14 protein-coding genes are annotated in these 12,257 nt (G+C 35.5%); 8 read left to right on the top strand and 6 right to left on the bottom strand.

Annotation, left to right across the window (positions count from 1 at the left end; genetic code table 11):
* Positions 1–949: 949 nt before the first annotated feature.
* The gene (locus tag MPR_RS01765) at positions 950–1,384 is read right to left on the bottom strand and encodes an energy transducer TonB (RefSeq protein ID WP_041888639.1); all 435 of its coding nucleotides are present in this window, start codon (positions 1,382–1,384) and stop codon (positions 950–952) included.
* A gap of 195 nt (positions 1,385–1,579) precedes the next feature.
* Here MPR_RS01765 and MPR_RS01760 point away from each other — a divergent pair, with 195 nt between their 5' ends.
* Positions 1,580–1,966, top strand: coding sequence for a hypothetical protein (locus MPR_RS01760; RefSeq protein ID WP_041888637.1), 387 nt, complete (start codon positions 1,580–1,582; stop codon positions 1,964–1,966).
* A 356-nt stretch (positions 1,967–2,322) separates the two neighbouring features.
* On the opposite strand, the gene MPR_RS18250 is transcribed toward MPR_RS01760, so the two are convergent.
* Positions 2,323–2,529 carry a hypothetical protein gene (locus tag MPR_RS18250; RefSeq protein ID WP_006257560.1) on the bottom strand — a complete coding sequence of 69 codons (207 nt, stop codon included), beginning with the start codon at positions 2,527–2,529 and terminating at the stop codon, positions 2,323–2,325.
* A gap of 385 nt (positions 2,530–2,914) precedes the next feature.
* Between MPR_RS18250 and MPR_RS01755 the strand changes: the two genes are divergently transcribed.
* Together MPR_RS01755 and MPR_RS18850 are read left to right on the top strand one after the other, a co-directional pair.
* Positions 2,915–3,457 (top strand): hypothetical protein, encoded by a 543-nt coding sequence (locus MPR_RS01755; protein WP_041888635.1) that lies wholly within the window; start codon positions 2,915–2,917, stop codon positions 3,455–3,457.
* Positions 3,458–3,790: 333 nt separating this feature from the next.
* On the top strand, positions 3,791–4,069 hold the full coding sequence (locus MPR_RS18850; protein WP_235280496.1) for a hypothetical protein: 279 nt from the start codon (positions 3,791–3,793) through the stop codon (positions 4,067–4,069).
* 651 nt (positions 4,070–4,720) lie between these two features.
* Here MPR_RS18850 and MPR_RS01745 read toward each other — a convergent pair.
* Together MPR_RS01745 and MPR_RS01740 are read right to left on the bottom strand one after the other, a co-directional pair.
* Complete coding sequence (locus tag MPR_RS01745; RefSeq protein ID WP_041888633.1) at positions 4,721–6,139, bottom strand: Ig-like domain-containing protein; 1,419 nt, start codon at positions 6,137–6,139, stop codon at positions 4,721–4,723.
* 92 nt (positions 6,140–6,231) lie between these two features.
* The gene (locus tag MPR_RS01740) at positions 6,232–6,852 is read right to left on the bottom strand and encodes a hypothetical protein (RefSeq protein WP_235280495.1); all 621 of its coding nucleotides are present in this window, start codon (positions 6,850–6,852) and stop codon (positions 6,232–6,234) included.
* A 109-nt stretch (positions 6,853–6,961) separates the two neighbouring features.
* On the opposite strand from MPR_RS01740, the gene MPR_RS01735 reads away from it, so the two are divergent.
* A complete protein-coding gene (locus tag MPR_RS01735; RefSeq protein WP_041888631.1) occupies positions 6,962–7,834 on the top strand; it encodes a DMT family transporter in 873 nt (290 codons plus the stop codon).
* Between the two features lie 67 nt (positions 7,835–7,901).
* The gene (locus tag MPR_RS01730) at positions 7,902–8,228 is read left to right on the top strand and encodes a hypothetical protein (protein WP_006262672.1); all 327 of its coding nucleotides are present in this window, start codon (positions 7,902–7,904) and stop codon (positions 8,226–8,228) included.
* Positions 8,229–8,399: 171 nt separating this feature from the next.
* Here MPR_RS01730 and MPR_RS01725 read toward each other — a convergent pair whose 3' ends face one another.
* Positions 8,400–8,900, bottom strand: a complete 501-nt coding sequence (locus MPR_RS01725; RefSeq protein ID WP_006257566.1) for a DUF456 domain-containing protein — start codon at positions 8,898–8,900, stop codon at positions 8,400–8,402.
* A 47-nt stretch (positions 8,901–8,947) separates the two neighbouring features.
* On the opposite strand from MPR_RS01725, the gene MPR_RS01720 reads away from it, so the two are divergent.
* Positions 8,948–9,427, top strand: coding sequence for a hypothetical protein (locus MPR_RS01720; RefSeq protein WP_041888628.1), 480 nt, complete (start codon positions 8,948–8,950; stop codon positions 9,425–9,427).
* Positions 9,428–9,455: 28 nt separating this feature from the next.
* Here MPR_RS01720 and MPR_RS01715 read toward each other — a convergent pair whose 3' ends face one another.
* On the bottom strand, positions 9,456–10,394 hold the full coding sequence (locus MPR_RS01715; protein ID WP_041888626.1) for a lysylphosphatidylglycerol synthase domain-containing protein: 939 nt from the start codon (positions 10,392–10,394) through the stop codon (positions 9,456–9,458).
* A gap of 170 nt (positions 10,395–10,564) precedes the next feature.
* Here MPR_RS01715 and ruvC point away from each other — a divergent pair, with 170 nt between their 5' ends.
* Together ruvC and hemW are read left to right on the top strand one after the other, a co-directional pair.
* Complete coding sequence (gene ruvC / locus MPR_RS01710; protein WP_041888624.1) at positions 10,565–11,122, top strand: crossover junction endodeoxyribonuclease RuvC; 558 nt, start codon at positions 10,565–10,567, stop codon at positions 11,120–11,122.
* Complete coding sequence (gene hemW / locus MPR_RS01705; RefSeq protein ID WP_041888623.1) at positions 11,122–12,255, top strand: radical SAM family heme chaperone HemW; 1,134 nt, start codon at positions 11,122–11,124, stop codon at positions 12,253–12,255. The genes ruvC and hemW overlap by 1 nt, the downstream gene beginning before the upstream one ends.
* The last annotated feature ends 2 nt before the right edge of the window (positions 12,256–12,257 follow it).

Genomic DNA, 12,257 nt, shown 5'->3' with positions numbered 1-12,257 from the left:
AACTATAAATAAGTATTACATCAAATATAACTGAGATAGAAAACATTCCATAAAAAAGTGGATCTTTTAAATATACTTTATAGTCATAAATCGTAACCTCATTCCCTGAGAAATACAATTTATAAAAACTATAAAGAACCAAAATCACTATAATACAATAAAATATTTTTTATTCATCTTTTGTTTAATTTTAAGTTAATAACTAAAACAATATATTAACAACAAAAACACATAATAGGTCTCTTAAGTAAGAAAAAACAGTATATACACAAATTGATTTATTAAAAAGAATACTATACTTTTTTAGTAATAATAGCAGTACATAATACAAGAAAAAGTTTCCCCGCTAGAGAAGACCTCCTAAATGAGGATAAACTCATTGACAAAAGCCAGTTGCTACCTTCTATTTGAACTGTTCGGGTTTTCCGAACAGTTGCTTCTACCAATAAATTCTTTATCAGCACATATATCATAATAGACTCTCTTACAGTTAACTTATCAGCCTAATAGGGTTGTCTTTTTTTACGCAGTAAGGTAACACTTTACACCCGATAACATATGTCTTAATTGTTTACATTAAAATATTGCAAGACGTACCAATGAGGAATAAACAATATCTATCTATCGCATGTGGACATACATTATGTGACACGGATGATAATCCGTCTCTACTTTGATATACAAGACATACATTATTCATTGTTAATTGCTCGTCACATATAGTTTCACGGTCTATCGCATGTGGACATACATTATGTGACACGGATGATAATCCGTCTCTACTTTGATATACAAGACGTACATTATTCCTCATTATTCATTGTCATTTGTCAATTATTCATCACGTATAGCTTTACGGTCTATGGCAGGTGGACATACATTATGTGACACGGATGATAATCCGTCTCTACTTTGATATACAAGACATACATTTCCTCATTATTCATTGTCAATTGTTCATCACGTATAGCTTCACGGTGTATTGCATGGGGATTTTTTTACCTTTTAGAGAAGCAGGTTCCCAGGCATTCATGGTTACCTTATCGATTAGTTGGATAAGGTGGACTTCCATTTCCTTGTCGAAGTCACTGCGCACCACTTCTATATAAGATGCAGTACCGTCAGGCTCTATCATAAAGTCAAAGATAACCGAGCGATCATAATCCACAGTGTTAGTTGGGAATTTCTCCTTAAAGGCTTTAGTCAGATTACGAGATAGCTGCTCGATACTAATACGAGAGCGCACAGGAGTAGCCTCCTTACTATAGCTCTTGGTAGTTTGATCGCGATTAGGAGGAGTGTTATCCTTCTTCACTTGAGCTGTGATATCAGCAGTAGTCAGTAGTGCAAGCACAGTAGATACTAGTAGTATTTTATTTTTCATAAACAATTTGTTACGTGCGATTTAGCACTGTATTTTTATTTCTTTTTAGCAATACCTAATTAACTGTGATATCCCCTATTTATTATATCGAAGTTGAACATTCTCAGTATGTCCTTTTAAATTAATAAGACTAACATACACTTCTATCCACGATATAGCCTATCTTTAGCTTTATATACATAATCAAACACAACTATGAACAAGCTTATCCTACTTATCGCTACACTATTCTGTACAATATCTTATAGCCAGAAGATCAGTGACACGCCTCTATCGGAGATCACGGCTACTTATCTAGAAGTAACCGTATCTGGAACTCCTCTATCAAATAAGCACTATGCCAACATAGATTATGGACAAAAGGCGAATAATAAGCAACTCAAGAATGACGATGGTACACCTATGATTTTTAATTCAGTTATAGATGTGATGAACTATCTAGACAGTAAAGAATATGAGTTGATTCATATCAATAGTAACGTTGTTGATGGATTTACGAGAACCAACTACTTTTTTAGAAAGAAGAAGTCCACTGCGTGTACATGTACCTCATCTACTCCTATGATGCCTGCATTGGGATAGCCTAATCCTTCCCTTTACTCACCTCCCCTATCTCTAGGTGGAGCGATGCGTTATGCCTATAAATGAACCGATATGGAGATATTGACTCTAAAATCCCTTTTTGCCTCAGTATGCCTGACTGAAACTAAAACAACACACTGATAGTCAAACCACAACAAGATCTCATTTTTATCTCGTTCGGAAACTATTCGGAGAGTAGCAGTGATTGCTTGGTTTAAAGGGTATTTTACCGAACTATGGTCATTCTCTATCCGAACCATCTCCTTACTTCATCCATAGTTGATTTGAACCATCTACACCTCATCACACAAAAAAATAGCGATATAGGCTCTCTTCTACATCGCTATAGCCGTCTCTTAGTATCTACTGATCGCCTCTAACACCTCTTGTTCATCTAGATTCGTATACTCACAGAACTCCGTGTAGCTGACATAAGCTTCCTTAGGTTTGCGGTAGACTGTCTTGATCTTTCGCAGTAGTCTTAGGGACGTCGAATAACTCTTACCTGTGATAAGCATGACATCTTTTGGGTAAATACAAAATCTCGTTGGTTTTCTTCTCATAACATTTTACTTTTTTGATGGGTTTATAATCAAGTCACAAGATAGCATAAGCGGTCAAAAAAAGCAGATGAGTCCACCTCTAGTCCATTTATTGAACCATGTAATCAAACAAGAACAATGTTTCGAATACAAATGCACTCCTCTCGCTTTTGGCAATATTTGAATAGTTACATTAATCCATTTTAAAACGGTATTTATCCTTTTATTTCTTCTAGTAAAACATGCCTTATAACTGATTAAATAAAGTATTGTAACCTTTTATAAACTACCTAAAACTAAAACACCTACAAATCGAAACTTTGTTTATAAAGTGTATTTTTAAATGGAATCTCTTTTTTAAATTTGATACTATTCTAAAGCCATTTATCAACTTAAAAAAGACAATATGAAAAACATCAATTACATCAAGCATCTCAACTTTTGGTTCGAATTACTAAAGGATAATCCTGCTGTAAAACCACCCTATGTTAGCTTATACATCGCCTTATTCCAACAGTGGAACCTCAACCATTTTACAGAAACTTTTATTATCAACCGTCCTGAACTGATGAGCCTGAGCAAAATCGGGAGCAAGACTACGTACAGTAAGTGTCTGCAAGAGATGGTGGACTGGGGATGGATAGTCTATACACCGTCTACGTCTAGCTATAGCAACTCTGTGATGAAGATCATCTATACTCTGGATATCGTAGAGCGACACAAGAAAATAAAGAAGGCAAAGTCAGATACGTCTAGTCCAAAAAATGGTACAGTGCACCAGTCCACTACTTGTCCCGAAAGTGGGACACTAGAAGAGGTCAGCACTTGTCCCGAAAGTGGGACTAGTAGTGGACTAGTAGTGGGACACATATATAAAACTATAAACAATAAACAAAAACATATAAATATAAATAATTCAACAATTTCAAAATATGATGAAGCGCTATAAAACTAGTTTAGAAGACCCATACGATTTGGTGTAGAGAACGAAGCAGTATGATTTTAATACCTGCTTATCTTATATCCTCGAAAGAGGAAAAAAGTTATATGGAGAAGAGTTTATCATTAATCCGTTTCACAAAGATGCCTTGTACAAGGTGCTTATCTATGCCATAGAAGATCACGCTACACTAGAGAGATTAGATTTATCGCTAGATAAAGGTTTGCTCATCATGGGAGCTCCTAGTAGTGGAAAGACTGCTGTGATGCAGCTGGTCAAACCTTTTTTCTCGAGAAAAAACAGTATGATATCAAGACGTGTCGCTCACTCTCGCATGATTTTATGCAGAGAGGATTCGAGACGACTACGCGATACGAAAACATCAATGCGAAACCCTTATGTCTAGATAACCTAGGCAAAGAACAAGTGGCAAAACACTACGGGTATGCCTGTGAGGTAGTTACGAATATCATCGAGAGTCACTATGAGCAACGCTTTGATCAGACCTATCCTCGCATACATATCACTACATCTCTCTCTCCTACTGAGATAGAGGATAGATATGGACAGCACTTTCGCAAGATGCTACAACAATTATTCAATGTTATTGTGATAAAGTGATGGGAATTGGGGAATTGGGAACAGAATTTGGAAAATAGGGTATTGGGAATGAGAGGGAAAACAATACATTATGTTTACTACAATGTGTTGATACCATCTTTCCTTATCTATACAGGTTGCCATCATGACGATAGTACTACTTCTTTTTGGAGTTAGGGAGATAGTAGGCTTAAGTCGTTCTTTGCATTCGTTAAGAAACAAAAAAGCCAAAAGGAAGTATCCTTTTGGCTTTTTAAATGTTCAAATAATTAATATTATCACTCACACTTACTATATGAACATTAGATAACATACTTACGATAATCAAACGAGTCTAAACTAATAGTACCTCTATCTTTCATACAATGAAAGATTCTTTTTCATAGCAATAATAATTTTCAAAATGCTAATATAGTTCATATATTCAAATATATTTTAACATTTTAAATAAAAAATAATTATTTATTTAACATTACACAATAATTAATTCAGTATGAGGCATTTATGTTTATAATCTGTGATATGTTGTGTGGCTATACGTTGTCGGCTGTATGTAATACAGCCCTACGATGGGGTTAAATGGATGTGGTATGTTTGCTGTGGTAGTAATTTCTCTAAAAAAAGAAAGCGTGATATACTAAGTATATCACGCTCTATCTATTGTTAATACATTTATTTTTTCAGTACTAATGTTTCTTTCTTGCTTTCTTTATAATCTTTAAACTTCAAGTCATATTCTATATAAGGATCATGTACTCCTTCTAGTTTAAAGCCATACTTTCTAGAAGAACTATATCGAGTATCTACTGTTTCGTTATTTTCAAATATTACTTTACCGTCTTTACTAAATACACGTACTCGTGTAATCTGAAACCAATTAGGATTATCATTAACAAAACCAGGAATAATACTATTCTCTTTAATCTCTAGTGTAGCATGACCATGCGCTGCTCCATCAACATAGTTTAATCCACTTACTGTAGTAGAAACTGTTATTTTATCAAAAGGAGCCATAACATTCAGCTCTGTGCTAGCATTAATATTTGGATCTTTTTTACTAGAGGCTGTGATAGTCACAGTTCCTTTTTTATTAGCAAAGGTAGTCACTACACCTTTCTCATCTACTGTAGCAATAGAAGGATTACTAGAAGTAAACACTATCATGCCTGGCTCATATCTTGGAGGATCAACTAATAGTTCTAGTTCAATTTTATCACCAAAAACAACATCTGCTTTTTTAGGTAATATAATAATCTGCATAATATCTGACCCAATAACTTCTACCTCAATAGTTTGCTCTTTTCCATTAGGAGATTTTACATTTATAAAAACACTTCCTAATGCTACTGGCTCTGCTAGTCCAATTGGACTAACCTTAACAATCTTCTCATTAGAACTACTCCATATTAATCCAGTAAGCTCTGCGTCTTGAGGATAAGCAGCTGCTTTTAGTTGTTCTTTTTTATTTAATATTAATACTCCTTCTAACCCAACAATATGCAACTCGCTTATCTCAGCTGGTTTAACAACAACCTTAATAGTAGCTTTGACTTGTTTATTAGTTGCAGCCGCTGTAATGTTCACTTCCCCTTTAGCAAAACCTGTTACTACTCCATCTTTTATTTTAGCAAAGTCATTATTATCCAATGTCCAAGTCAACTCATCTTTTGCCACATTCTCTAAGGTTAATAATTCGTTTAGATCAATAGTATTTCCTCTGTGAACTTCTACTTTCTCTTGCTTGAAAACGACCTTAACATCTGCGACTATCAGCTTTAGGGTGGCTTTCTTATCACTATTCTTTACAAATGCGGTAAGTGTAGTCTCTCCTTTAGCTGTTGCTTTAATCGTAGTACCTGATAAGTTGACAATCTTATCATTATATCCAGTCCATTGAATAGTCTTAGTATCTACATTCTCTAATATTAATTCATCTAATAAATTAAAACTTTCGTTGACTAAAAGTTGTTTTTCTTTTGTCTTAAATTCTATTTTACTTGGCTTAGTTGGTGTACCTCCGTTATCATCACTAGAAGAGCAATTAAACAGAAATAAAGAACAAGCTACAAATAGTATACTCTTTAATTTCATAATAATAGTGGTGTTTATATTAACTGTAAATTAACATAAAAAACTCAAGACTAAAAAAACATTTTTTAGACATTCATTTAATAAACCACACATTAATCTCCTCCGCCTCCGCAACCTCCACAGCTACTACCACATGAGCTACCTGAGTCGCTACTACAGGCGTTATCAGAGCTACTACTCGAGCTACTAGAGTCTGTACCCCAACTATTGCTAGAATCAAATACATTATTGTGCTTACTATTCGATAATATAACTGTGGTAGTTAGAGCTGCTCCTAGAGCTGCCATACCTCCCTCTACATAAGACCACTGCCAGTTGTTTCCTTTTGCTCTCTTAGGGATAATTCTTGACTGATAATAGGCTAAAACACCTTTTTCGATTAAGCTAGATGATACTGCACTTATGGTAGAGATGGTAGTTATAATCATCACGATAGTCAATATAGAAATAAGAAACACAGGCTTATCTCTACTAATACCAATAACTATACGCATAAATGCTAAAAAAGACATTCCACCTAATGTAACAAGTAGTTGAATAATCAATTGGTTAATCTTATTTGAGTTACGGATATAACTAAATAGAGCATCTATAACAGTCTTGTTATTCATAAAGACGGCTTTAGTCTTCAGCATATTCACTAAATCCTCATAATCTCTTATATCAGTCTCTTCAATACCTTTTAGTACAGCAGCCTGTTCACGGTTTTTCACAATACGACTCTGTATCAATCTAATTCATATTCTAATGACCTTTGTTAAAAAACAGATAAACTAGCAAAAGAAAAGTGTTACTTTGCAATTAGTAAAAAACAGACCCATTATGGCTAATAAACCACGTATAGCATTGTTTATCGGAATAATATGTATCTCTATATTCCCTGTGATTGTGAAGTTAAACTTGACTCCGAGTCTGGTATCTGCCTTCTATCGTATGGCTATAGCGGCAGTATTCGTAGTGCCTTATGCTATCTTTACGAAACAGATCAAGCTATATGATGCTAAAACAATGATCTTGATCGTGCTATGTGGAATATTCTTCGGGTCTGATATCGCTGTATGGAACTATGCGATACAAGGGTCTTCTGCTACACAGGCTACATTACTGACTAACCTCGCTCCTGTATGGGTGGGTGTAGGTAGTTATTTATTCTTAAGTACTAAGCCTACGTCTAACTTCTGGATAGGTACAGTATTCGCTATCCTAGGGATGGTGGTTCTTATCGGAGTAGAGGTCTTTATGGATTTCTCTTTTGACTTGCCTTTTGCCTTCGGGATATTGTCAGGGATATTGTATGCGTGCTATATCTTGATGAGTAAAAAGGTGCTTTCTACAGTAGGAGTTATCCCATTTATGACGTATAGCTTACTAGTCTCTTCTGTGTTCTTAGCGATAGTGAATCTAATAGCAGGTTCGCCTTTTACGGGATGGTCTACAGAGGGATGGGTGACGCTAGTAATACAAGGTATTATCTGTCAATTGTTAGCTTGGTTATTAATAAGCTACTCTACTCAGCATATGCGAGCTACTCGTGTATCGCTAAGCCTTCTTAGCCAGGCACTGCTAGCGGCTATACTAGCTTGGGTATTCTTAGATGAGCAAATCACTGTACAAATGATGTTAGGAGGTGCTGTTATCTTACTCGGTATCGGAATTACTTTTATAGAAAAACCGTTGTTAGGAAGTAAAAAATAAAAGATAGTCTATATTTAGAACACTTATTTTTGTATATTTCAACTACTTAACTATTAAAAAAAATATTATGAAAGTTGATTTATACACTAAAGCTATACTTACAGTAATAGCTGCATGTCTAGTTGTGATAGTATTTAAAGATATTTCTATCATCACTCCTGCACAAGCGAATACTCCTGCTAACTTCACACCTAGTGCTAATACAAGCTATGGATTAGTACCTCTAAATGCAGATGGTAGTATGAATGTACGTGTCAATAACTTCGACGAGTACGCAAATGATGTAAATGTCCGTTTTAATGATGAGCTAAAAGTGCGTATCACTAATTCTGAAATCAAGACTCAAGTATCAAGTGCATGGAGAGAAACATTCAAAGTAAAAATAGAACAATAGTACTAAGTTCACATACTTAGTGTAGACGCAGTGTGTCGCGTGTCCTGAATGAATATACGTTTAGCGTGTCACCTTGACGATAGGAAAGGCCTCGTTCGAAAGTCCTTATTAGGATGGGATGCTTCCTTCGTCAGCATGACATTGCTTTTAGATAAATAATTAACGACTATCTTAGAACCACACTGAGGCGTTGTTCCAAATAATCTTTATTCCTAAACCTATAAAGATGATAGAGACTACTACTTTCATAAAAGTAGAAACTAAAAAGCCAATCAGTGAGCCCGTAGCTGCTCTTAATGCTCTTCCTTTTTCTTTGCTATTATAGATCAACTCTCCTACTAAAGCTCCGACAAATGGCCCTATAATAAAACCTAATGGAATAGGTGCAAATATCCCGACTACTAGTCCGATATTGGTTCCCCATACGCCGTACTTACTCCCTCCAAATTTCTTAGTGCCTTGGGCAGGGATGATATAATCTAAAATGGAAATCGCTATCATCACCACAAAGCTAACCCACAGAATAGGATGGTCCATCTCTACTCCCTTAGTCAAATATAAACATAGAATGCCTACCCAACTCAAAGGTAATCCTGGAAGTGCAGGTAGCACACTTCCGATAAGCCCTCCTGCTAATAATAAGATACTGATTAATAATAGTACATATTCCATCTGTATTTTTCGTATTTTTGAGAATTAAAGATACAATAATCCAAGCTATGAAAAAATTACTCTTTTCAATTTTCTTATCGATAGTATTACTAGGTTGTCAGAATAAAGCGAATTATCAGCTAGACGAAGAGGCTTTATTAAAGGAGGAATTAGAGAAGATAGACTGGAGCAAGGTAGATACTTATCCGTCTGTAGAATCATGTGATTCTCTGACAGATAATCAGGCTAAAAAGGATTGTTTCTTTTCATATGTTACCCAAAATCTACAGTTAAGGTTAAATGCTGATACTATTCAAGGCAACTTCGATCAACTAGATACCCTTAAAATACTAGTGACTGTACAAGCGAATTCGACAATAGACTTTCAACTATACGAAATACCTGATAGCCTAAAAGGATTGACCAAGACCATAGATGATATCTTACACAAACAAAGTCAGGACTTCTCTACGGTACATCCTGCCTTGAAAAGAGGTGTTCCTGTGAAAAGTCAATTTGTGGTTCCTGTTGTCTTGAGTAAACAGTAATAGTGTACTGTATCTCTACTGTTGTTATCTATTTTTTTACTTTAAACGTCAATACAAAGTAACTTCCGATACTGATCGGCAATACGATATTCAGTAACCATATCAAGGTAGCAACTAAAGCGACAACCCACTGGTTAACATCTAAAGCAGTGAAGATAAACATGGCAATACTCCCTTTAACAGCAAACTCTAAAAACTGAAAATTAGGAAGTGAGGATGCCATCAGATAAATAGCAGATACTGCACATAAGAGCTCAAAATAAGGTATATCTACGCCAAATAGATAATACAAAATCACATACTGATGGGTAAACGATGCATAGCGAAGTAGGGCTAAGAACAGATTCTTACGGTGTTTCTTCTTTGGTATCTCATTTAATAAATTGAGAATAGTCTGTATAGAATAGCCTTTTATAGCGAAGTTTCTGATAGAGAATAACAACGTAACTACAACCGCTATCACAGCGTAGACAATGTACAGATACGTATTGGGGATAATCTCATGGAACTGATTCAGAATAGTCAATCCAATCAATCCAAAAACAATAGCATAGATCACCTGCACTCCGTTACACACCATATTCAAGAATATAACACGAGGGGTATCTTTCTTCTCAAAATAAAGTGCCTTCCCTGCGTACTCTCCTATTCCATTTGGGGTAAATATTCCAAGTGTCAAAGCACTCAATACTTGCTTAGTTGCTTGTCCTACAGAGACTGGTTTAATTAATGAAGAAAGGTTTTGCCACTTCAGAATCTCTACAAAACGATTAGAGAAAGTCAAAAACATCAACGCAGCAATAGCAAGGTAATTCTTAGGGTCACTCACCACTTCTCCTAAAATATGGAAGTCCAGTGTCTCATCATTTGACAGCTGATTATAGATATAGTAAAAAGCGGCGCTTACTACTAATATTTTAATTAGAAGTACGAGATATTGCTTAATTTTGTCAGATAGTATCTTCATTGCTACAAAGTAAACGATATTTTTAGTGTGATAGTGTATCTAGTGCAAAAAAGTGACTACAGCTCCTATACAAAAGCTATGTTGCTAAGGTTTATAGCAAAACTGAACAGTTTTTTGGAGTAGTGTGGATTTCGTATCATCTTTGCATAGATATTAAAAACAAGAATAGATTGACAGTAGATAGAATCATATTAGGTATAGACCCTGGAACAACGATCATGGGATTCGGCGTAATCAAGGTGGTGAATAAAAAGATGGAATTCCTTCAGCTGAATGAATTGCTATTAGCTAAGTATGAAGATAGATATACTCGTCTAAGATTGATATTTGATAGAACTATTGAATTAATTGAAACTTTTCATCCTGATGAGATTGCTATCGAAGCTCCGTTCTTAGGTAAGAACCCTCAGTCTATGCTAAAGCTAGGACGTGCTCAAGGAGTAGCGATGGCTGCAGCACTGTCTCGCGATATCCCTGTGACGGAGTATGAACCTAAAAAAATAAAGATGGCGATCACAGGTAGTGGTAATGCTAGTAAGGAACAGGTGGCAAAGATGCTACAACAACTATTACCTGGGCTTAAAGAACTACCTAAGAATCTAGATAGTACGGATGGACTAGCAGCGGCTGTCTGTCACTTCTTTAACAGTGGGCGAACATTGGCTACTAAAAATTATAGTGGCTGGGATGCATTCGTAAAACAAAACCAAGATAGAGTAAAGAAATAATGGCAGGTATCTATATACATATTCCGTTCTGTAAACAAGCGTGTCACTACTGTGACTTTCACTTCTCTACTTCATTAAAGAAGAAAGAGGAAATGCTAGCAGGTCTAAAACATGAGATGGCACTGCGCCAAACTGAACTAGATGGTGAAATCATTGAGACTATATATTTCGGTGGTGGTACGCCTAGTATTTTGGAGGTAGATGAGATTAATGACCTGATACAGACAGTCTATAATTTATTTGAGGTTAATGAGAATCCTGAAATCACATTAGAGGCGAATCCTGATGATCTAGATAAAGCGACCTTATACAAATTAGCAGAATCTAGAGTGAACCGATTAAGTATTGGTATTCAGTCTTTCTATGAAGATGATCTGAAGATGATGAATAGGGCTCATAATTCTACTGAAGCTATCGAATGTCTAGAGATAGCTACGAGTCTCTTTCACAATATCTCAATAGACCTAATATACGGTATTCCGAATATGAGTAATGAACGATGGCTATCTAATGTACAGCGTATATTAGACCTTGGTATTCCTCATATATCGTGCTATGCGCTAACTGTAGAGGAGCGTACAGCCTTAAATAAGCTAATCAAAAAAGGGGTTATCCCTAGTCCTGAAGAAGAAGTGGCTCATCAACATTTTATGCTGTTAATAGAGACCCTAAAAGCGAATGGATATATCCACTATGAACTATCTAACTTCGCTAAACCAGGGTATTATTCTAAAAATAACTCAGCGTATTGGTTAGGTAAAAAATACTTAGGTATAGGTCCTTCAGCACATAGCTTTGACGGAGTACACAGAAGTTGGAATATTGCGAATAACAGCCTTTATATCAAAGATATTTCAGAAGATAAACTACCTAGAGAAATAGAAGAACTCAACCTGACGGATCGATATAATGAGTATATCATGACTGGACTGAGAACAATATGGGGAGTAGACCTAACTCGTGTAGAAAGAGAGTTCGGTAAGACTTATCACGATTATCTAGTCAAACTTAGCACTCCTTTCTTAGAAGAGGAACTCATGCATAAAGAAGGTGATATCCTTACAATCACAAATAAGGGAAAATTCTTAAGTGATGGTATTGCATCTGATTTATTTTATTTAGATTTGAAATAAAA

The sequence above is a fragment of the Myroides profundi genome (genome assembly GCF_000833025.1).
GTDB lineage: Bacteria > Bacteroidota > Bacteroidia > Flavobacteriales > Flavobacteriaceae > Flavobacterium > Flavobacterium profundi_A.
Note: the sequence above shows the minus strand (reverse complement) of the source record. Positions and strands in the feature narration are given on the sequence as shown.

Coding starts and splice junctions, on each gene's coding strand:
- MPR_RS18850 (WP_235280496.1), top strand. CDS start 3,791: ATGCAGAGAGGATTCGAGACGACTACGCGATACGAAAACATCAATGCG.
- MPR_RS01715 (WP_041888626.1), bottom strand. CDS start 10,394: ATGAAGATACTATCTGACAAAATTAAGCAATATCTCGTACTTCTAATT.
- MPR_RS01720 (WP_041888628.1), top strand. CDS start 8,948: ATGAAAAAATTACTCTTTTCAATTTTCTTATCGATAGTATTACTAGGT.
- MPR_RS01755 (WP_041888635.1), top strand. CDS start 2,915: ATGAAAAACATCAATTACATCAAGCATCTCAACTTTTGGTTCGAATTA.
- MPR_RS01735 (WP_041888631.1), top strand. CDS start 6,962: ATGGCTAATAAACCACGTATAGCATTGTTTATCGGAATAATATGTATC.
- MPR_RS18250 (WP_006257560.1), bottom strand. CDS start 2,529: ATGAGAAGAAAACCAACGAGATTTTGTATTTACCCAAAAGATGTCATG.
- MPR_RS01765 (WP_041888639.1), bottom strand. CDS start 1,384: ATGAAAAATAAAATACTACTAGTATCTACTGTGCTTGCACTACTGACT.
- hemW (WP_041888623.1), top strand. CDS start 11,122: ATGGCAGGTATCTATATACATATTCCGTTCTGTAAACAAGCGTGTCAC.
- MPR_RS01730 (WP_006262672.1), top strand. CDS start 7,902: ATGAAAGTTGATTTATACACTAAAGCTATACTTACAGTAATAGCTGCA.
- MPR_RS01745 (WP_041888633.1), bottom strand. CDS start 6,139: ATGAAATTAAAGAGTATACTATTTGTAGCTTGTTCTTTATTTCTGTTT.
- MPR_RS01760 (WP_041888637.1), top strand. CDS start 1,580: ATGAACAAGCTTATCCTACTTATCGCTACACTATTCTGTACAATATCT.
- MPR_RS01725 (WP_006257566.1), bottom strand. CDS start 8,900: ATGGAATATGTACTATTATTAATCAGTATCTTATTATTAGCAGGAGGG.